This is a genomic window from Ignavibacteriota bacterium (assembly GCA_013285405.1).
Lineage (GTDB): Bacteria > Bacteroidota > Ignavibacteria > Ignavibacteriales > Ignavibacteriaceae > IGN2.
In genome coordinates this window covers 2,155,001-2,177,985 of sequence record CP053446.1, presented here as the reverse complement: position 1 = coordinate 2,177,985, position 22,985 = coordinate 2,155,001, and the positions used below count along the sequence as shown (strand labels likewise).

Sequence of the window (22,985 nt, the reverse complement as noted above, 5' to 3'; positions counted from 1 at the left end):
ATGAACCAGGAAATACGAAGAAAACTTGACCGAATAACAAATATTTTATTTGCTGGTGGAGTAAATAATCCGATCACCTATATCGAACAGATTTCATATCTGATCTATCTTAAATTATTGGATGAAAGAGAAAGTGAAATCGCAATCCAACAAAGACTAGCTGCGACACGGGCAAAATCACTTTATCCAGAACAAGCAAAAAGATTCAGATGGTTCGAGTGGAAAGGTCTTAGCGGTGAAAAGCTTGTAAAGTTTGTTCGTGACGAAGTCTTTCCCTATATGTCTTCAATAAATAGTGAAAATCAGCATATAGCTTCTTATTTCCGCGATGCTGTATTAGAAATAAACGACCCTGCAGTATTGAAACAAGTTGTTGATGAAATAGATGAAATCAATTTTTCCAAACTTGGTTCCGATGTTAAGGGTGATATTTATGAATATATGCTCACTTATCTTAACACGATGGAAGGTGCTTTGCTGGGTCAGTTCAGAACTCCAAGGCAAATTAGAAAGATGATGGTTGAAATTGTAGACCCCGATTGGCGTGATACGATTTACGATCCTGCTTGCGGAACAGCGGGTTTCTTAATTGATGCACTTGAATTTATTATGGCAAAGCATTCTGAGAAGACTATTGATGTACCAATTTATGGAGAAGAATGGCTGTTAAAGCAATATTTCAATAAGCAGGAAGCTGAAGTTCAATTAAAATTTAAAGAAGAAGATTTTTCTTTTGATGATGATCCTAAGCTCAGAGAGAATTTTATTACTGAATTGAAAAAAGAAGTTCCCAATTTAATGACTTATAGAAAAGGAAATGGCGACTTGATACCTGACTGGGGAATTCTTGAAGCTTCTATCTATGGAGTGGATGTAAGCAGACAGATAATGCGTATTGCTACAATGAATATGGTTTTGCACGGACTGATGAAAGCAAATGTTAAAAGAGGAAATACTCTATCTGAAATGGGTGGATTGACTGAAGAAGATCTTTACCGTCAATACAAAGTCATTCTTTCAAATCCGCCATTTGCAGGTGTTCTACCTAAAGAGTCTATCAGAGAAAACTTGCCAAAGAATACAAAGAAAAGTGAGCTGCTCTTTCTGGCAGTAATGATGGATTCGCTTGTTGAAGGAGGGATATGTGCAGTAGTTGTTCCTGAAGGTCTGTTGTTTGGTTCTACTAATGCACACCTGGAGTTGCGAGTTAAGCTGGTTGAACAATTCCAATTGCTATCTGTTATTTCCTTACCAGCAGGAGTGTTTAAACCTTATGCGGGAGTAAAAACTTCTATTCTTGTCTTTAAGAAACCTTTTAAAGAAGGATTGTTTGAAGATAAACCTGCAACAGAAAAAGTTTGGTTTTATGAAATACAAAATGATGGCTATGATCCCGATAAAATTACGGGAGGCGGAAGACCTGAAACCCCAGATAAAAATGATATTCCCGATTTGATTATGCAATGGAACAGTTATAAAAAATCCAACTTTAAAAATCCTCCCGGAGTTGAAGCTTTATCAATTCTTGAACACGGAAGTGAAGAACCCAAATGCTGGTGGGCTCTGGTTGATAAGATTGCTGAGAACGATTACAACCTTTCTGCTGGAAGATACAAACCGCAGATTACACAAAAGGTTAATGATGAAAAACCTGTTGATTTGATAAAAAATGTTATTGAAATTGAAAAGAAGATTACCGAACAATTATATAAACTACTAAACGAAATTAAGTAAAAATAATGAATTGGATTGAAGCAAATCTGGGTTCTGTAAATTCTTTAATAAGAAATGGACTGAATGTCAACCAGTTGTCAACGGAATCTAGAGGATTACCAATTACAAGAATCGAAACTATTTCTGATGAAATTATTGATCCTAATAAAGTTGGATATGCTAATCTAAATGAAGATAATTATTCTAATTGGTTACTGTTAGAAGGTGATATATTATTAAGTCATATAAACAGTGAAAAGCATTTAGGTAAAGTTGCAATATATGAAGGCCAACCAGAAAAAATAATACACGGAATGAATCTGTTATGTTTACGACCCAATAGAAAAATCGTTTATCCAAAACATCTCTATTATTTTCTTAGAAACTATCGATTTAAAAATCTGTTTATTCGTATTTCAAAAAGAGCCGTTAATCAAGCCAGTATATCAACCGGCGATCTAAAGAAAATAAAATTAGATCTCCCTCCGCTTTCCGAGCAGCGCCGAATAGTAGAAATATTAGACCAAGCAGATGAGATACGCAAACTCCGCAAACAAGCAGATGAAAAAGCAGAGAAAATAATTCCCGCTTTGTTTTATGAGATGTTTGGGGATCCGTTTACTTACAATGGAAAGTTAAAGATTAAAGATATTGTAAAAAAAGTTGAACAGAAGGATTTAAGAAAATTACCCGAGTATGAATTTAAGTATATTGATATATCAAGTGTGGACGGAAATAAAGGGAAGATAATGTCTTTCGCTAATTATGTAGGATCAGATGCTCCAAGTAGAGCGAAACAAATTATAAAAAACAATGATGTTCTCGTTTCAACAGTCAGACCTTACCTCAAAGCAACAGCATTAGTGCCTCAAAGTTTAGATAACCAAGTTTGCAGCACAGGGTTTTGTGTTTTGAGAACCAAAGAGCCTTATGGTTTTGGTTTTCTGTATGCATTATCGAGATTGAATTGGTTTTCAAATATATTAATGAGTATGGCCAAAGGTGCATCATATCCAGCAGTATCTGAAAATGACATATTAAATCTAAAAATTCCGTATCCGAATGAGAATGAAATTTTGAATAAAAAGTTTGATGATATGATTATCAATCTTGAGCAGAAAAGAGAGTATCGAGAGAAATCATCTGAACGAATTAATAATTTGTTTGAATTAGTACTTTCAAAAGCTTTCGATGGAAGTTTAACATCATCCTGGCGAGAAGCACATATGAAAGAACTGCTTCAAGAAATGGAAGAACAGAAAAAATATTTAGAGAAGGTTAATTAAAGGAAATTAAAATGACACTGCACGAAGAGATTGTTGCAATACTCAAAGAAGTTGGTCACGGACTGATGACAAAAGAGATTGCTGAGAAGGTAAATGAAAGGGGAAATTATCATAAGCGGGATGGTTCATCTGTAACACCATTTCAAATACATGGCAGAACAAAAAATTATCCTAAGCTCTTTACACGTGAGGGTAACTATGTTGGTCTTGTTGAATGGGAAGGGAAAAAGGAAACGTTTTATGTTGAGCCAGATTCAATCGTTGGAAGTGTTGAATTTTCACTGTCAGATGCAATTACCCTGGTATTAAAAGATAACAAGGATGAACTCACAACAAAAGTAATTGCGGATGAAATTAACCGTAGATATAAGGGGGAATTTGAAGGAGTTCTTCCTACAAGTGCTGGCAAAATATTTTTAGAAGCAAAAAATAATCCGAAAATATTTGAAATTAATGGCGACAAAGTTGGATTGATGGAATGGAATGATTTTGATGCCTCCGTATCAGATGATTATCGCTATTATACTGAAGGACTGCTTGAAAAAGCTCAACAAGAACAGAGTGTTACGGAAATATCAATTAAACATATTGGAATTGCCAATTTTAAAAGTTATAACTCCATACAAGAATTGAAAATCAAACCGATAACATTACTTTTTGGACCTAACAGTTCAGGCAAATCAAGTCTTATACATTCACTGCTGTATCTACAAAATGCTTTTAGTAGTAAAGAACTTGATACTCATTATATGAAAATAAGTGGTGATTCTGTGGACCTGGGTGGATTCAGACAGTTGGTTCATAAACGGGATTTCCAAAGATCGATTAATTTTTACATTGACATAGATGCTGAGAAAGGAAATGAAACTTTAAGGAAAAACTTTCCAGAAACAAATATTGTTTCAGCGAGGTTTGAAGTTAGGCAACCACTTGAACAAAGGAAGAAAAAGAAAGTAATTCGGGTTGAAGATCATCAAATTTATTATGATGAACTGCCAACCGATGAATTTATCGCCACTGGCAAGCCCAAAGTGCAAAAGTTTGAAATCTTAACCGATGGCGAACCCTTATTGAATATTGGTTTAACGAAAAATCTTGCTTTTAGGATTGATTACCTGAATTTAGAAAATTCTCTCCTTAAAAGATTAATTGAGGCTCTAATAATTTCAAATACAACGACACCAGAAATAAAGCAAAGTGATTGGAATATTATTCAGGAAGCAATGGATTCGATTATAAACGAATTATATTCCAACGACACATTATTTATTCCCAGACATCTGAAAAAAGTTCGTGAATCATTTTATGATGCATCCAAGACTGTTTTACCGATTAGTCGTGATTCAAGAGAAAGCGATTTAGTTAGTTCGCTAAAATTGTACTTACCATTTGCGCTAACTGAAATTATAGAATCAGTTTATAATGAACTTGATTCCCAACTAAGTAATCTAATTTACCTTGGACCAGTAAGATCATTCCCAGCCAGACATCTTGCATTCACAAACAATAATGATCCGAACTGGATTGCCGGCGGAGCAAATGCCTGGGAGACTCTAAGAGACTTTAAAGATATAAGAGATAAAGTTAATAATTGGTTGAGCTCGACTGCTAAGCTTAATACAAAATATAAGCTGGAAGTCCGAAAGCATATTGATCCAAAGTCTAAGGATTTTGAAGATCAAATATGGGCTGCAGCACAGGATATCGATTTTGAATTATCTGAATTCAAGGAATGGAGTGGGGATAGTGGAGTTTTTGACAAAGTATTGGAAAAAGTGAATCAAGATGATGCGATTGAAGGAATTAATGACCTAGTTCTTGTAGATCAGAATTCTAATACGGTTGTAACACATCGTGATGTTGGTTTTGGGATTAGTCAAGTTATACCAGTATTAGTTTCTGCATACGCAAATAAAGGTAAAACGATTTTGATTGAACAACCAGAGATACATTTACACCCCGCACTACAAGCAGAATTAGGAAGTTTAATAGTCAGTTCTGCGTTGGGTGAGAATAAGAATACTTTCATTCTGGAAAATCATAGCGAAACCATGATGTTGAGGATACTTAAATTGATTAGAGAATCGACTCTAAATAAGGATAATGGATTACCAAAATTAACTCCCGATGATGTTGCTTTAATTTTTGTTGAGAACACAAAAAACGGAACGATTCTCAGAAATTTACGAATTGATAGAATGGGTAAAATTCTTGATCCAATACCTGGCGGATTCTTTGAAGAAGATTTTGAGGAGATGTTCAGTTGATTTTCTATATATATTTTGATCCAGCTGTTATAAAGGATGCAAATGAACAAGGAAATTATGCAATAAAACATTTACAAGAGATCTTAAAAGGTATTTCAATAAATTGTTCAATTCTCACTTTTGAGGACTATCATCAAATAACAGAGATAGGCGAACTTGTTAATCAATTACCTGAGTCGTTCGATAGACGTGAATTAACGTCTTTATTCACTTATTTAAAGAAGAATAATAGATTCAATGCTTATTTAATACCTGACTATGTTGGAGGAAAATCTGATTTGCGTTGTTTAAATGAACAATATATTGATAAAGAATTAGATATTATTTTATTAAGCCAAAATGAATCCGAATCATACGAATGGGAAGTTGAAACAGCTACGATAGATACTTATAATGAGAGCATTTTCGAAAAAGAAAGATATTCCTATTGCAGATCAGGTAGAACTATATCCGATGATGAATATGACGAGTTAATATACTTAAATAAATTCTTAAGAAAATTGTTACTTAATGCCAACCATATAGAAATTTGTGATTATTCATTTGGTAAAAATGTCAGAGATGATTACATCTATAGTTGGAAGGTTTTGATTCACTGGTTTGCTGGCCTCAATAATCCAAATCGAAATATTAAAATTACTATCCATTCCGATAAAGGAGATCAAGGGACATCAAATTTTATAATGAGCGAATTATCCAGCCATTTACCTATCAATATTAGTAATATTGAAATATTTATGAAGTATTATGTACCACTTAATACTAATACTGCTTTACCGCATGAACGATTTATCTATACTGAACAGTTCGCATTTAATATTGGCAGAGGGCTTGATCTCTTTAAGCATTCTAATGGAAAGACTCGAAAAACAGCTCTCTCATATATGAATGTTAAAGATGTGAGGAAAGATGTGGAAGCTTGCAAACATCTCTTAGATTCTCCTTCAGAAATTCAAATCTGTTAACTATTGCCACAACATTGCCAAAATCTTAACGCCTCTTTCTCTACTTATTTTTGGAGTAGAAATTTTGAAAGAGAAAAAGATGGCAGAACAATTAAATCAAGAATTAGAATCACCCCAAGTAATAGTTCATAAACTGGACTTTCTTAAAAGCTCTGGATTTATAAGTATCGGAACCATCCTTAGTTTACAACAAAATGGTTTCCCAGATATTGAAACATTAAATGCCTGCGGAGTATATTCAATGGTTAAACCAGTCAATTATAACCCCGAATATTTTTCTCCAAGTGAAGCAAAGGATAATGGAAATGTAATAGCTCCCTGGGATATCGAAAGGCTTACACGAAAATGGGTTGATGATGCAGATATTCTATATTACGGGTTAGCAGGGGCAAACTCACCTAGATCACTTAAATCAAGATTAAAGGATTTAGTTAATCACTCAATGGGATTTGTAACTGATAGAGGACCACATAAAGGTGGGGAAATAATTTGGCAGCTAAGTGGATATGAAAACTTTGAGATCTGGGTATTAGCAACTGGCAATCCACCAGCGCCAAGAATATTAGAGGAAAAATTAATTAGACAGTTTTATCAATCTACAGGGAAATTACCATTTGCAAACAGGCAATTCTGAAATGAATTTATTTAAGGAAGTAAATAATGTTGAAATATTAGGTTCGTTGATTGATCGAGTAACAAAGGAGAATGGTTATAGATTGATTAAAGGAGATAAAAAATGGGTGCTGTTCAAAAGAGGTGAACAGGTTGTCCGGGTCGTTATAAATCAGAATGGGAACACAGAAGAGGTTCAGTTATCAGTAACATTGTTTAGTGATATAGGAGTAGGAATGGAAATATTTATTAGAAATGTTCTTCTGGACAGAAAAATTAGACTAATGACCAAACAAGATCAGTTTAGAAAAAGAAACTGCAATATAGAATTGCTAAGAATCTTAAAGCTGAAGACAAACTCACTAAAAAAAGAAAAAATTTCTAAGCAAATAAAGATGATTACCAATAAAGCAAAAAGAATAAAAAAAGAAGCGGATGATCTTCTCGATTATACAATGTTTATTAAACTTAATTAAGAAAGATTAGAAAATGCAAATAAGGCCAATCACATTTCAAACTAACAGTAATATTTCTATTGTGCAATTTTCAACTAGCGAGAAAAACACTCTTGAGCATATCTCCGGACCTAAAGCATTGGAAGAAAATTATATTATTCTCAAAGAAGTTAGTGAACAAGCAAGTGTCAATAAGATTTTTTTGGAAAACAACTCTGACAATTTTGTATTCTTTATGGATGGTGATATTCTCACTGGTGCAAAGCAAAATCGAGTATTGAATACTTCAGTGTTTTTAGCACCTAATTCAAAGATAATTTTACCAGTCAGTTGTGTGGAACAAGGGAGATGGAATTATTCTAAACCAGTATTTGATAAATCACCAGATATTGGAACAAGTATCTTGAGAGCCAAAAAGGCTAAAAGCGTCAGTGAGAACTTAAAGAGAAATAAATCATTCAGTGCCGATCAGGGCGAAGTTTGGGAGGAAGTTCATCTATACTGCATGAGTGCCGAAGAAGATTCTTGCACTTCCGATTACAATGTAATATATGAAAGAAAGTTTGAGGAATTTGATAAAATTCTAAAGAGTTTCAAAGTCGAAAATGACGTAAACGGAATTACTGTATTTGTAAAAAATAAATTATTACATATTGAAATCTTTAACCGCACTGATATATACAATGAATATTTCTCCAAGATAATCCGAAGCGCATCTCTTGAAAATTATAGACTAAAATCTTCTGATAAAATAATGACAGAAGCTGAAGCTTTATACAAAACTCATACATTATTAGATGATGTTGAAAGATTAGAATGTTTCGATACACCTGGTGTAGGTGTTGGAATTGAGAAAAGATTTGAGTCAGAAGAATTAACGGGCTTTGAATTAAGCTATCTAAATAAACTTATACATAGTACAATATTAAAATTAAATTAATAATTGGAGTTTGTAATGAAAGGGTTAATATTAATTCTATGGCTGGGCCGTCACGGTCGCACCGGTTCCGCTTTGATCTATTTCGGCAGCAATCTTAGCAAACTATTTCCTTGATTAGTTATTGATTTTTCATCAGTTCTTATCTTCATATACTTACCATTAAGAAAAAGTTCTGTCTGATCTTTATAATGATCACTGAAAATATTTCCTGACTGTCCTGTGGTAAGAATCAAATAAAACTCATCAGGCTTGGCAAAATCATAAATGAATCTCATCGAAGGACCAAGCTCGCAATCAAAAGGTTCGTGACGAAACAAAGGATACTTCTCAATGCTTTCAGAGAAAGAATATTCTGTGTTGAAGATAGTTGTTCCATCTCCGCTAATTTCATAAGGACCAATATTTATTACTTCATCAAGTATCCACGAAACACCGGCAAATGCGTGCTTGAAAGTAACTGTGTGCAGGTTCCCCCACTGCCAGAATTTTACCTCTTTACCAAGTTTATTTTCAAGTTCATCGAGTGCATCATTCATACTTTCTCTGATAACATCATCTCTTGTTTTTCTTTCATTCTTTTTCACATCATTAAACCAATCAGAAAAAGGATTCTGCAAAAGTTCAGGAATATTTCTGTAAGGAACATTCGCAAGAAAAACATACTGGTTAAAAAGATCTTCCCCCATTTCATCCATATAAATATTTTTCATCAGCTTGTCAAAAAAAGTTAAAAAGATAGCCGGTGCCTGCTGATATTTATCCATTTCATAATTCCATTCTTCCAATAACTGAAGTGCTCGTGATAAATTTTTATCCTTCACTTCAACATCCTGAAAAGCAAAAAGTATATAAGGAACAATCTGCTTTGCGTACGGAGATAAAATATCTTCCTGATATTTCATATAATCTTCCACCGAGTGTTTTTGTTTTGATTGTAGAAGTTCCGTTATTCTTTCAATTCTTGAAGAAGGTTCCCAGAGATTTGTGATGTGATACTTGAAATCTTTCATCACTTTATTATTTGCAGTTGCAATAAAACCTGCCTGTCCGGCAGGCAGGTTCTGAGTTGGATTGAACAAATATGGAAGTTCATTTCTCGGGACAAATCCTTTCCAATCATTTTTAGCTGTTGAACCATCAAACACAAAAGTAGTTGCATTATTTGGTCGGATAGGAAGTGCACCACCAAAAATATATCCGATATTTCCTTCACGATCAGCATAAACAAAATTTTGTCCGGGAGTATTAAACTTTTCAACTGCTGATTTGAACTCGTTCCAGTTTTTGGCTTTATTTATTTTCAGAAAAGCATCCATCTCATCGCTGAATTCATTACCAAGCCATCGCATACTAATTGGTGGATATGTTGATTCATCCTTGTTAAAAACAAAAGTGTAAGGATGAATGTTCGAGATTATCGGTCCTCGATGAGTGTATTTTATTTCAATCGGTTCTCTGATTCCATCTCTTGTTTCAATTGTGTCCTGAATAATATTTAAATCAATCCATTTGCCATCTAATAAATATTTTGTTCGTGATGAATCGAGAGTTTCAAAATAAAAATCTGTTTCATCTGTCATTATGTTTGTTAACGTCCACGAAATATTCTCATTCTTTCCGATAACAATTCCCGGGACTCCCGGCAGAGTAACTCCAGCAGCATTCCATCCTGCCTTGCCGTCAGGCAGGTTCGGTGATTTGATAACAGCAGCGTACCAGATTCCCGGAGCTCTGTACGCAAGATGAGGATCATTTGCAATAATCGGTTTTCCGGAAGCAGACATTTGAGAATTTACAACCCAGTTGTTTGAGCCTAGATGTGTTCCAGTCATTCCAATAAATTTTCTGAAAGCTTTATCCGTCTCAATGAAATTAGAATTGATCTGAGAAAATTTTTTTATATCCGATGGAATTATTGTAGGTGCATTTTCAGGATAACCGGGAAGAATTTCTTTTACTTTTTCTTCACCAAGTTTTTGCACCAGTTCAGTGAAAGTCAAATCCGTCCACCATCCAAGATTAAGTTCCCACGCCATCATTCTAATAACGATTATGCTATGTTCCGGTTTCCACTCTTCCGGTTGATAACCAAGTACATCAAACTCAACAGGATAATCATTTTTCTTTTCTTCAATATAAAAATTCACTCCGCGTGAATAAGCTTCAAGCAGTTTCAATCCTTCGGGATTCATTTTCTCTTTTATCATCTTTGCTGTTCTGCCCAAGCCAACTGTTCTGAACATTTTATCAAATGGTAAAGTTTCAACTCCAAATATTTCACTCAGTCTTCCTTCACCAGCACGACGCATCATATCCATAGAAAATATTCTTTCACTTGCATGCAAATAACCAAGTGTGAATGAAACATCTTCATCAGTGTTCGCAACGATATATGGAACAGCAAGACTATCAAAATAAATTTTTACTTCTGATTTGAGTGAAGGAGCTTTTAATTCACCTTGATAAATCGGGAGAGATTCAAGAAGCGAATTGTATAATATATATCCACCAACAATGAAGATAATTATGAGTGAAACAATGATTCCGATTGTAACTTTTAGCCAGGTACGCATTTATTGAATGAAAATTTTATAAACACAAATATAACCAATTACAATAATGAATGAGTAAATAAATGCATGAATGCATGGATGAATGATTGCATGTTTGTATGATTGTAAGGACAGGTCTCAGCCTGCCCCTACAGTTATATTGAGACTTCTGAAAATTTTTAGTTTGTCATATTAAACGACCTGCCTGCCGGCAAGGCAGGAGTGAAATATCTTGTTTTTAAATTGAAAAGAGTGATACATCGATAATCATTCAGAAGTCTTATACTAATTATTTGAGCAATAACATTTGTTTGGTTTCTATAAATGATCCTGCCTTCAACTGATAGAAATAAACACCACTTGGTAAGTTTTCTGCAAACCAAGTTATCTCGTATGTGCCAGCAGATTTTTCTTCGTTAACCAATGTTGCAATCTCGTTTCCTAAAATATCGTAAACTTGTAATTGCGCTAAATTCTCTCCTTTGGATGGATTTAAGGATGCCGGTATTGTAAATTTTATTTTTGTCGATGGATTAAATGGATTTGGATAATTCTGTGAAAGAGAAAAAGATGATGCTATCATATCTTCATAAGGAACATCGGTAATTAAAGAATTAATAACCTGATAAACATCTATTCTACCCCAGCCATAATATTTATCCCAACCAGGAACATCTTCAGCAGGATTACCAATCTGGTCGTGTGCATAAAGTTTTATCAGGTTGTAAATCTGTGTTAAGTTCAGAGATGGATTAATTCCCAGCATAAGTGAAATTAAACCAGTCACCATTGGAGTTGCTTGTGAAGTTCCGCACCAATAAGTCATTTGCGTTGGATTAAGAAAATAAAGTCCGATAATCATCTCACCAGGTGCAACGAAATCAATATGATTTCCAAAACAGCTTCCTCCACCCCAACAAAAAGGAACAGCTCTGTTATCAGTATTATTTAATGCTCCAACAGATATTACGTTGTCAAAACCCGCTGGATAATAAGGAACTTCATTGTTTTCATTCATCATACATGCAACAACAATAGATCCCGAATTAAGCGCATAGTTTACAGCATCTAATAATGGCTGGCTGAAAGAACTTCCACCGACACTCATACTAAGTACTTGCGCGCCACTATCCACAGCCATTGTAATCCCTGAAATCCACCATGAATAATATCCACTATTATTAGCATTGAGTATTTTAATCGGAATTATCTTGCAATTCCAGTTTATACCAGCAACTCCCAAAGAATTATTTCCAGATGCAGCAACAATACTTGTAACATTCGTTCCATGACCTTGATCATCTGTTGGATCATTATCATTATTTGCAAAATCATAACCGGGTAAAATGCGTCCGCTAAACTCTGCTGCAGTTAGAGGAATACCAGTATCCAAAACTGAAACAATGGTATTTGAATTTCCGACTGTAAGATCCCAGGCAGGAGTAATATTAATATCAGCACCAGGTGTACCCGTAACACCGTTGATATTTTGTCCGGTATTTCTCAATCCCCATTGGTTATTGAATCCCGGGTCATTTGGTATTATCATACTTTGGTAACCACTACCCGTGCCTCTCCAATCATATTCGACTAATTCAATATCAGGTGAATCGTTCAGATTTTTATAAGCTGATTCAAGATCATCATTATTCAAAAAATCTAAAAAATAAATTCTTGAAATCTCATTTGCTGTCGGATTGTTCCAATCAGAAAGTTTTGCCGGGGTTATTGAGATGATTTTATTTTGAGTGAAAAATGAGAATACTTCTACATTATTTACAATTTCATCCGCTTCAATTTTATCACCGGATTCTTCTACACGAATTCCCCGAATGTTTGTAAATAATTCAGATGATTCTGAAAATTTAACAATTAACCGCGTAGGATTGTATAACAATTCTGCCGGTTGAGCTATTGTCAGTGAACAATAGAACAAAAATAAAACAGTAATTATACTTTTCATTAGCACTCCTTACGTTTTTAAAATAAATTATTAATCAATCAATATTAATTTATGTAAACCTAAACATTATTTTAATAAAGTCATTTTTCTTATTTGAGTATATGAACCAACCTGAAGTTTGTAGAAATATATTCCGGAAGACGGTTGATGTTTAATGGATGATGTATTAAACTCAACTTCATAAGTGCCTGCTGGTTTTTCTTCATTTACCAAAGTTGCAACTTCGTTACCGAGAATATCGTAAATTTTCAAAGTAACTAACTGAGATTGCTTCGCTTCACTCGCAATGACAGAAGGTATTGTGAATTTTATTTTTGTAGATGGATTAAACGGATTAGGATAGTTTTGTTCAAGAGAGAATTCAGCAGGAGAATAAATTTCAACTTCAACAATTTCAGAGTATCTGCTGGTTCCATCGAAATCAATTTGCTTTAATCGATAACGAAGAGTATGAGTAAGACCTTGCCTATCAGAAGGCAGTTTAGGAGTAAGAGAAAGATCATCAATAAATGAATAAGATTTAGGCTCAGTAGTAGTTCCAAAACCCGGGACAAAACCAATCTCCTCCCAATCCCCCCAAAGGGTTTGGGAAGTGATTAGGGATGGGCTTCTTTCTATTTCAAATCCACGATTATTCGTTTCAGTTGCAGTACTCCAATTTAGCCGAACTTCATTTACATTTATTGATGCGGTGAAAGAAACTAACTCAACCGGAATTGTCAATTGATTAATAAAAACAACCACCGGAGTTCGCGCAGTTCCTACTGCTAAATCCAATGCACCATCACCATTCACATCTCCGAATGAAATAGAAGTTGCAGAAGATCCTGCAATATAAAGCCAGGTTGGTGTTGTATCTAAAACTCCGGAACGATTTTTAAATATTTCTGTTCTGCCACCACCAAAATGAATGACTGCAAGTTCAGGATAACCATCTCGATCGAGATCACCAGTTATCAACTCTTGTGCAGAAGTGTTAACAGAATTTGATGTCCAAACTGGACCCGTTAAAGTTCCGTTCACATTTTTGTAAATAACTGTCTGAACTCCACTTCCTGAGATAGCCAGATCCTGGTAACCATCATTATCAAAATCAGCCCACGCAATTCCTTTTTGACTTGTGGTATTTCCAACTGTCCAGCCCGGCAAATTATTTATCACGCCGTTGTTATTAAAATAAACTCCGCTTTCATAATTCACCCACTTTGATGCAGCAAGATCACCTTTAGTAACATATCGGTATGAAATTTTTACTGTCATCCCGGATTGTGGTCTGGTTCCCAATGAAATCCAGCCACCAATCGGATCATAACAAAATTCATAATAAGGTTGATCATCGACCAGTACAGTATCAATAGAATATATTGGATACAAAGGAAGAGGAAATGTATATCTGATTTCATCTCCATAATATTCCAAATATTTATATTTTATTTGCTGATTATCGAGATCACCAAAAGCCACTGAATTTGTTATCATCTGATCCGCTGATAACCAATTTGGTACTACAGGAAATGTTCCTCCATTATTATAAAAAATACAGATTGGTTTCATAGGATTTACGCTGTTCCCTTGATTTCCAAATGTAAGATCAAGATCTCCGTCATCATCAATATCACAAAGAGCTTCTCCTACTGTCCAGTTATTATCCTGTGAAATCCATCCGGGTGAATTATTCAGTCCGCTTTCTCCATTAAAATAAATTACGGATGGCACGAAAGAGTTATCACCATTAGCAGCAATCAATTCAGGTTTATCATCGCCGTTAAGATCAGCAAACTTTACATCAGTGGTCGATCTCATATCAGTTGAAACCCACGCTGGTGTTGTAGTAAGAATTCCATTATCATTTCTATAAATCAAAACCTCATATTCCGGAATTGGCGGATATGAGTTACTGAAATAACAACCGGTTGCAAGATCAAGATCGCCATCATTATCATAATCTCCCCATGCCATTCCACCAATTTGTCGTTCCAATGTTGAACTCCAATCTGGAGTTAAGCTAAAAGGAATATCATCCGAATTGGCAATAACAACACCTTCAATATTTTTTTCATCAGAATTATAAGTTGAGATTTCTCTGCCATCAGGTGACACATCCGTATAAGTTATATTATTCTGTTGAGAATAGATAATGAGCGGAAAAAACGAGACAATTATTAATAGAAAAATTTTTTTCATTTCAACACCAAAATAATTTAACACACATAAACTTAAGTCAATTTAAAAAATAATAAAAGGAAGATTTGATGAATGATGTATGAATGTATTATTGAATGATTGAATATTGTAATTTATTAAATTCTTTAGCTTCACCTCAGCCTTTGCCTGGTTTACTTCATTGGCATTCCATCTCTGAAGAAACTTCAGTTTGAGTAAAAATTTTTGGGCTGAGTATTGGGATTCTCACATTCATTTCTCTCAAAACACAAATGATTCCGAGAATGATTACCATATTCTTTTAATTGGATATTTTGATAGAACCTTGTCCTTGCTCAGTACGTGAATTTTTTCGACAATTGCCTGAGAAATGATTAATCTGTCAAAAGGATCGCGATGATGAAATTCAAGATATTCCAGTTCTGCCAGATGCTCAACCTTAATATCCATCAAGCGAATTTTATTACCGACGATATGTCTTATATAAAATTCATTTAATGTCTGTCCAAGATTCAACCTTTTCAAACTTACTTTGATAGCAATCTCCCACAAGCTGGCAACACTTATGAAAATTTCATTCTCCTCATCTAAAAATATTTTTCTTGCTTTTTTACTGAGTTGAACATCATCAGTAACAATCCACAGAAGTGCATTAGTATCAAGTAAGCATTCCATTTAAATATATTCCTTAAATTCGTTTACAGGTGCATCAAAATCTTCTGATATCTTAATCGATTCTTTTGCAGTACCAAGGCTACGTTTATTTTTCATTTCATCAACCAGAACTAGTTTAACCACCGGCTTATTACTTTTCGAAATAATTACGCTCTCGCCTTTTAACACCTTATCAATTAATTTTGAAAGGTTCGTTTTTGCTTCGTGAATGTTAACTTGTGTCATTTTTAAACTCCGATAACTTAGTCATTTTACTTAGCTAAGTTAAGAAAAATTACTAATATTCCAAGTGTAGAGTATTAATTTCGCTTTAGAATACTTCAGATTTGCTAATTCTCAGCCGTCGCCTCCGCCTTAGCTTCTTAAATCAATAACATTCCATCACCGAAGAAACTTCAGTTTGAGTAAAAAATTTTGGACTGAGTATTGGGATTCTCACATTCATTTCTCTCAAAACAAAAATGATTCCGAGGATAATTGTCAGAACCGGAACTGCTTTCCTGATTTTAGCTCTTATTCCGATATTGATCAATTTACTAAACACGCAAACATTAAAACTCCCAACTAATCCGACAAAAACTGCTGTTAATATTTCAATGGGTTGTTAGTTAATAGAACGCAGATGAGACTGATTAAGCAGATTTTCGCTGATTTAAATTTTTGTTAATCAAACCAAACTTTGTAATTGACTATTGTCAGAAAGAAATGTATTCTATCAAATTTTATTTAACAGTGAAAGTCTTAATCAGAATTGAATCAATAGAGAAAAATATTGTTGTTCAATGAACACTTCCGGACTAATCTCATATTATACATTTTTGAACTGTGAAAATTCATAACTCAAAATTCATCAATAATAATTGATAAATTACTTTCCTTTCCAGATTTCGCCTTCAGGTGGTTTTGGATTAGCAGGTTTTGTTCCTTGCAGACTTAAAACAAAGCTGGCTGCTTCCTGAATTTGTTTGTCATTGAGCACAGATTGCCAGCTAATCATTCCTTTATCCGGAACACCATACTTGATTGTATGAAAAACATTTTTTATCCCACCGCCTTTGAGCCAATATTCATCAGTAAGATTCGGACCAACAATTCCACCGCCGTCCGCGGCATGGCAAGCAATACAATTTGTTTCAAAAATTTGTTTTCCAAGTTTGAGATCTGCAGCGTCTGTTAATTGAGTTACATTTTCTTCATTTACTGTTGTGTTAGAATTTTTTGAAGTCCCATTTTCAGCCGAAGTGTTATTTATATCTACAGTAGAAACATTTTGATTTGAATGCCCGGATACAAACAGATGATATTGAATCAGATAATAAGCACCGAAAAGAATTGTGCAGATGAAAATCAAGCTGAACCAGGCTGGAATTTTAGTGTCAGATTCTCTTACTGTATCGCCGCTATGTTCAACAGTCATTTCTGTATGCTTTGATAAAAGCGAAAATTGTTTATCAATTAAAGCTTTTGTCTTTCCTTCAAAGTAAATGATACTGAGAAGTGATAGTACGATTAAAATTAAAAATATTACGGCAACCACATCATAATAATGCAATGGGAAATCCGTTTCACCTGCTGCAAAAATCTGTGATTGAAGGAAGAAACCTAAAAATGATAGAGAAATAATTTTAGAAAACATTTAAGCCACTTTAGTTTTATCAGATAAAAGATGATTTATAATTTAATTCAAATTTCAGGTTTAAGCACCATTAAAATAACAGCAATCCACGGAGAAAGAGTTGCAATCGAACCCCAAATGTCCCACTGTTTTGAAAGTTTATTGTAGCCATCCCAGTTAAACCTTGATTCATCAGTTAAATACGCAACAATATTCTTTTGAATAGGAACCACTCTTACCATAAATGCTGCGCCAGAAATTGCAAGCATAATTATTGACCAGAAAATCCATCCGGTTTCAATAAAATTATATTTAAAATGTGCAGCAGCACCTATTCCAAACAAAGTTAAAATTGAAACACCCGGCATAGTAAAATATTTATCGGCACGAATTATTCCTTCCCAGGTTTTAATCAGATATAACCTGTCTTTTGTTTTTTCAGCGCGCATTTTCCAGAAAGGAGCTATTGTAATATTACCAAGAAAAATAATTACAGTAATAACATGAATCAAAACTAATATTAAATAAACCATTAAACCTCCAAAATATGCTTTCGATTATATCAAAGATAAGCTGAATGAGTTAAGACAAAAAGTCATAAACGCAAATCAAGAGAATTAAAAAATTAAATCTTACAATTAAATAGCTATAAATAAATAAAAGTTATATTTTTATATACAATTATGAATGAAATCTATGAGTGAAATTAATCGTACAGAAGAATTTGATCTCGCCGATCGTTTTGTAACCGAAACAAACAAGAATATTTTTCTCACTGGTAAAGCGGGAACAGGAAAAACAACTTTCCTCAAATATCTTCGCAATAACTCAATTAAAAGAATGGTTGTTGCTGCACCAACAGGTGTTGCAGCGGTAAACGCTCAGGGTGTTACACTTCATTCATTATTCCAACTTCCACTTGGAATTATTCTTCCCTCCTCTGATACTTTTCATCTCAGCAGAGATTATTTTAAAAATCATCCTCTTCTTTCAAGAATTCATTACAGCAAGGAAAAATTGAATTTATTGAGCAGCATTGATCTACTTGTTATTGATGAAGCAAGCATGCTCGCTTCGTATATAGTGGATGCGATTGATATTATCCTACGTTATATAAAAAGAATACCTGAACAGCCTTTTGGCGGAGTACAAATTTTATTCATTGGTGATCTGAATCAGCTTCCCCCTGTTATTAAAAATGAAGAATGGAAAATTCTGCAGGATTACTACTCATCAATTTTTTTCTTTGACAGTCTCGTCTTGCGAGAGAATTTTCCGGTTATTATCGAGTTGAAAAATATCTATCGTCAGAAAGATGATAAGTTTATTGAGATACTTAATGGCATCCGTGATAACAATATATCAGAGGAAAATTTTAATCTGCTAAGTTCACGACTTAAAAGAAATTTCACACCTAAAGATGATGAAGGATACATTACACTAACTACACACAACTACCAGGCAGATGAAATAAACAAAAGAAAGATAGATAACCTTACTTCACGAGAATATATCTTTAATGCCGATATAACCGGTGAATTTCCTGAAAACATTTTACCGGCAGAAAAGGAATTAGTACTTAAACATGGTGCGCAGGTAATGTTTCTTAAAAATGATACTGAAGGAAAACAATATTTTAATGGTAAAATCGGCACTGTAACAGAGCTCGATTGGGACAGTATTAAAGTTTTTTGTAAAGATGATAAAAAAGTAATTATTGTAAAGAAATCTGAATGGCGAAACATCAGATTTAAATTCGATCCTGAGACCAGACAAATAACTGAAGAAGTTTTAGGGAATTTTTTGCAATATCCATTAAGGCTTGCCTGGGCAATTACGATTCATAAAAGTCAGGGTTTGACATTTGATAAAGTTATTATTGATGCAGGCAGAGCATTTGCATCCGGGCAGGTTTATGTTGCATTAAGCAGGTGCACAACTTTAGAAGGACTCATTCTTATAAGTGCAATAAATAGCAATTCACTAAGTTCGCAAAAAGAACCAAATGAATGGCGAAGTAAAATTATAGATAGCGATATTAATCAACAGTTTCTTAAGGCACGAGAACAATTTATTTTACATGAGCTTCAAAATATTTTCACCTGGAAAAACTGGTATTATAAGCTGAAAGATTTTAGTGATCTGTTAAATGAGAATCAATCAAATTTTCCTTCTGATACAATAGTCTGGCTAAATAACCTGATGACAAAACAGATTGAATTATCCGAAACTTCTGAGAAATTTAAAGATGCAATATTTCGGATCAGCAAAGAAAAAGCATTAGTAGAAAATAATCATCTCTTGCAAAATAGAATTAAGGATGGAGCGATTTATTTTTATAATGAAATAAATGCCTGGAGGAATTTATTCATTAACCATCCATTACAAGTTCAAACAAAAAAACTGGCAAAGCCGATAGACAAGATAGTAGCTGACATAAATAATCTGTTATCAGAACAACTGATTAACATCAATTATTGTAAAAGCGGATTCATTCTCAAAGATTATTTGAAGAATAAAAAATCTTTCAACAAGGAAGCTGTGTTAAATACTCTGCCTATTCTTCGAAGTACTTACGCAAAGAACAAAATCGAAAAAACGGATACAGTTACAGAAACAGTAAGATTATTTAGACAAGGAAAGAATCTCAATCAGATAGCAAATGAAAGAAATCTCGTCATCAGCACAATTGAAGGACATTTAGCGCGAGCAATCAAGCAGAATTTAATTCAAATAGATGAAGTTATGTCAATCAGTGAAGCAAGAAAAATTGCTGAATATTTCCCGTTGAATTTGGAAGGTATCAGGTTAAGCGAAATTAAAGAATGTACACCTTCTGATATTACTTACGGAAAATTGAGAATTGTTTTGGCCTGGCTGGGAAAGACAAATGACAAATAATGAGTTCCGTGATTTAAAATAAAAAATGGCGACTACCGGATTTTCCACCAAAGGCGGACAGGTATCCCGATGAAAATCGGGACTCCCACACACCATTAAAAAAATAAACCCCAACCATATAATGGTCAGGGTTAAAAATAAAATTGGCGACTACCGGATTTTATCCCGATGAAAATCGGGACTCCCACACACTATTAAAAAAATAAACCCCAACCATATAATGGTCAGGGTTAAAAATAAAATTGGCGACTACCTACTCTCCCACACACCTGCGCATGCAGTACCATTGGCGTACTGGGTCTTAACTTCTCTGTTCGGAATGGGAAGAGGTGTATCACCCAGGCTATAGTCACCAAAATCTAAAAATTTATGCTGTACTTGTTTCAGCATCTCAGAGATTCCGATCCCGATAAAGTCGGGACGGAATGACATATCAAAATAACGAAGATTGAAAGAGCAGAGCTTGTATGAGAATTTGAAACGTAACCTGTTTATAAAAATAAATGGTTAAGTCTCACGACTTATTAGTACTGCTTGGCTAAATATATTACTACACTTACACCTGCAGCCTATCAACCTCGTAATCTCCGAGGAGTCTTAAGTCAGGCTAAGCCTGAGGGATACCCAATCTTGAAGCGTGCTTCGCGCTTAGATGCTTTCAGCGCTTATCACAACCGTATATAGCTACCCAACTATGCCACTGGCGTGACAATTGGTGCACTAGAGATACGTTCGCTTCGGTCCTCTCGTACTAGAAGCGACCCTTCTCAAGTATCCTGCGCCCGCATAGGATAGGGACCGAACTGTCTCACGACGTTCTGAACCCAGCTCACGTACCGCTTTAATTGGCGAACAGCCAAACCCTTGGGACCTTCTTCAGCCCCAGGATGCGATGAGCCGACATCGAGGTGCCAAACCTTACCGTCGATATGAACTCTTGGGTAAGATCAGCCTGTTATCCCCGGCGTACCTTTTATCCTTTGAGCGACGGCACTTCCACTCGCAGCCGTCGGATCACTAAGTCCTGCTTTCGCACCTGCTCGACCTGTATGTCTCGCAGTCAAGCTCCCTTGTGCCTTTACACTCGACGCATGATTACCAACCATGCTGAGGGAACCATTGAGAGCCTCCGTTACATTTTTGGAGGCGACCGCCCCAGTCAAACTACCCGCCTAACACTGTTCCTAATCCTGATTCAAGGATCGAGGTTAGAATCCAAATAAAACAAGGGTGGTATTTCACCTTTGGCTCCACCGAAACTAGCGTCCCGGCTTCAAAGCCTCCCACCTATGCTACACATGCCCTATCCGAACCCAATATTAGGGTGCAGTAAAGGTGCACGGGGTCTTTCCGTCCATATGCGGGTAACCGGCGTCTTCACCGGTACCACAATTTCACCGAGCCCGTGGTTGAGACAGTGCCCAAATCGTTACACCATTCGTGCAGGTCGGAACTTACCCGACAAGGAATTTCGCTACCTTAGGACCGTTATAGTTACGGCCGCCGTTTACTGGGGCTTCGATTCAAGGCTTCGCCTTGCGGCTAACCTCTCCTCTTAACCTTCCAGCACCGGGCAGGTGTCAGTCCCTATACATCGTCTTGATTGACTTCGCAGAGACATGTGTTTTTGTTAAACAGTCGCTTGGGCCATTTCACTGCGGCCTCTTTCAGCTATGCCCGCGAAGGACATCACTTACAAGAGGCACCCCTTCTCCCGAAGTTACGGGGTTAATTTGCCGAGTTCCTTAACCACGGCTCACTCGAGCGCCTTAGAATACTCATCCCATCTACCTGTGTCGGTTTGCGGTACGGACTGATAAATTTCTCCCGTACGAAGATTTTCTCGGCAGTATGATTACGATCAGTTTGCGTCCAAAGGACTCCCGTTCGCATCTCAGCCTTAAGAAAGCGCGGATTTGCCAACGCTTTCAGCCTACATGCTTAGACCATCTAATCCAACAGATGGCTGATCTTCACTCCTGCGTCTCTCCTTACGGTCAAACGAAATTCACCAGGTACAGGAATATTAACCTGTTTGCCATCACCTACGCCTTTCAGCCTCAGCTTAGGATCCGACTAACCCTGAGATGACTAACATTGCTCAGGAAACCTTAGATTTTCGGCGTCTCGGTTTTGCACCGAGATTATCGTTACTAATGCCAACATTTGCTTTTCTATACGCTCCAGTTAACCTCGCAGTTAACCTTCGATGCATATAGAATGTTCCTCTACCACCCGGCTAATGCCGGATCCACAACTTCGGTAAATAGTTTAAGTCCCGTGTATTGTCGACGCTAAGTCGCTTGACTAGTGAGCTATTACGCACTCTTTAAATGAATGGCTGCTTCTAAGCCAACATCCTAGTTGTCTAAGCAACTTAACATCCTTTCTCTGTTAACTATTATTTAGGGACCTTAGTTGGTGGTCTGGGTTGTTCCCCTCTTGGCCGTGAAGCTTATCCCTCACAGCCTGACTCCCGAAAAACATATGACGGGCATTCGGAGTTTGTCTGGGTTTGGTACCGTTGTGACAGCCCTAGCCCAATCAGTGCTCTACCTCCCGCATACTATTAATCGAGGCTAGCCCTAAAGCTATTTCGAGGAATACGAGCTATTTCCGAGTTTGATTGGCCTTTCACCCCTACCCTCATCTCATCCAAGCAGTTTTCAACCCGCAATAGTTCGGACCTCCATGAGGTTTTACCCTCACTTCATCCTGGACAAGGGTAGATCACCCGGTTTCGCGTCTACCGCATGTTACTTCAATCGCCCGATTAGGACTCGCTTTCGCTGTGGCTGCTTCCCTTAGGGAATTAACCTTGCAACATACGAGTAACTCGTTGGCTCATTATCCAAAAGGCACGCTGTCATCCCGATAA

At 35.7% G+C, this 22,985-nt stretch carries 15 protein-coding genes and 2 rRNA genes (1 of these 17 cut by a window edge); 8 read left to right on the top strand and 9 right to left on the bottom strand.

Annotation, left to right across the window (positions count from 1 at the left end; genetic code table 11):
* The 7 genes from HND39_09425 (at position 1) to HND39_09395 (ending at position 8,238) form a co-directional block, all read left to right on the top strand.
* Positions 1–1,734, top strand: coding sequence for an SAM-dependent DNA methyltransferase (locus HND39_09425; protein QKJ96483.1), 1,734 nt, complete (start codon positions 1–3; stop codon positions 1,732–1,734).
* A 5-nt stretch (positions 1,735–1,739) separates the two neighbouring features.
* Positions 1,740–2,999 carry a hypothetical protein gene (locus HND39_09420; GenBank protein QKJ96482.1) on the top strand — a complete coding sequence of 420 codons (1,260 nt, stop codon included), beginning with the start codon at positions 1,740–1,742 and terminating at the stop codon, positions 2,997–2,999.
* A gap of 11 nt (positions 3,000–3,010) precedes the next feature.
* A complete protein-coding gene (locus tag HND39_09415; protein QKJ96481.1) occupies positions 3,011–5,266 on the top strand; it encodes an AAA family ATPase in 2,256 nt (751 codons plus the stop codon).
* Positions 5,263–6,231, top strand: a complete 969-nt coding sequence (locus HND39_09410) for a hypothetical protein (GenBank protein ID QKJ96480.1) — start codon at positions 5,263–5,265, stop codon at positions 6,229–6,231. Before HND39_09415 ends, HND39_09410 begins: the two co-directional genes overlap by 4 nt.
* Positions 6,232–6,295: 64 nt before the next feature.
* Complete coding sequence (locus HND39_09405) at positions 6,296–6,865, top strand: hypothetical protein (protein ID QKJ96479.1); 570 nt, start codon at positions 6,296–6,298, stop codon at positions 6,863–6,865.
* Between the two features lies 1 nt (position 6,866).
* Entirely contained in the window at positions 6,867–7,319 is a 453-nt protein-coding gene (locus tag HND39_09400) for a hypothetical protein (protein ID QKJ96478.1), read from the top strand.
* A gap of 13 nt (positions 7,320–7,332) precedes the next feature.
* Positions 7,333–8,238 (top strand): hypothetical protein, encoded by a 906-nt coding sequence (locus tag HND39_09395; protein ID QKJ96477.1) that lies wholly within the window; start codon positions 7,333–7,335, stop codon positions 8,236–8,238.
* A 77-nt stretch (positions 8,239–8,315) separates the two neighbouring features.
* On the opposite strand, the gene HND39_09390 is transcribed toward HND39_09395, so the two are convergent.
* From HND39_09390 to HND39_09360, 7 genes are all read right to left on the bottom strand, one after another.
* Positions 8,316–10,811, bottom strand: coding sequence for a penicillin acylase family protein (locus HND39_09390; protein ID QKJ96476.1), 2,496 nt, complete (start codon positions 10,809–10,811; stop codon positions 8,316–8,318).
* A 268-nt stretch (positions 10,812–11,079) separates the two neighbouring features.
* Positions 11,080–12,753 (bottom strand): S8 family serine peptidase, encoded by a 1,674-nt coding sequence (locus HND39_09385; protein ID QKJ96475.1) that lies wholly within the window; start codon positions 12,751–12,753, stop codon positions 11,080–11,082.
* A gap of 66 nt (positions 12,754–12,819) precedes the next feature.
* Positions 12,820–14,937, bottom strand: a complete 2,118-nt coding sequence (locus tag HND39_09380) for a T9SS type A sorting domain-containing protein (protein ID QKJ96474.1) — start codon at positions 14,935–14,937, stop codon at positions 12,820–12,822.
* Positions 14,938–15,204: 267 nt separating this feature from the next.
* Positions 15,205–15,591 carry a type II toxin-antitoxin system VapC family toxin gene (locus tag HND39_09375; GenBank protein ID QKJ96473.1) on the bottom strand — a complete coding sequence of 129 codons (387 nt, stop codon included), beginning with the start codon at positions 15,589–15,591 and terminating at the stop codon, positions 15,205–15,207.
* Positions 15,592–15,816: a type II toxin-antitoxin system Phd/YefM family antitoxin gene (locus HND39_09370; GenBank protein QKJ96472.1), complete on the bottom strand. Its 225-nt coding sequence runs from the start codon at positions 15,814–15,816 to the stop codon at positions 15,592–15,594.
* A 643-nt stretch (positions 15,817–16,459) separates the two neighbouring features.
* Entirely contained in the window at positions 16,460–17,227 is a 768-nt protein-coding gene (locus HND39_09365; GenBank protein QKJ96471.1) for a c-type cytochrome, read from the bottom strand.
* Between the two features lie 47 nt (positions 17,228–17,274).
* Positions 17,275–17,739 carry a DUF2269 family protein gene (locus HND39_09360; protein ID QKJ96470.1) on the bottom strand — a complete coding sequence of 155 codons (465 nt, stop codon included), beginning with the start codon at positions 17,737–17,739 and terminating at the stop codon, positions 17,275–17,277.
* Between the two features lie 163 nt (positions 17,740–17,902).
* On the opposite strand from HND39_09360, the gene HND39_09355 reads away from it, so the two are divergent.
* Complete coding sequence (locus HND39_09355) at positions 17,903–20,107, top strand: AAA family ATPase (GenBank protein ID QKJ96469.1); 2,205 nt, start codon at positions 17,903–17,905, stop codon at positions 20,105–20,107.
* Between the two features lie 240 nt (positions 20,108–20,347).
* On the opposite strand, the gene rrf is transcribed toward HND39_09355, so the two are convergent.
* Together rrf and HND39_09345 are read right to left on the bottom strand one after the other, a co-directional pair.
* Positions 20,348–20,464, bottom strand: a 5S ribosomal RNA gene (gene rrf / locus HND39_09350).
* Positions 20,465–20,601: 137 nt separating this feature from the next.
* Positions 20,602–22,985: ribosomal RNA gene (locus tag HND39_09345) — 23S ribosomal RNA — on the bottom strand; it runs 637 nt beyond the window's last position.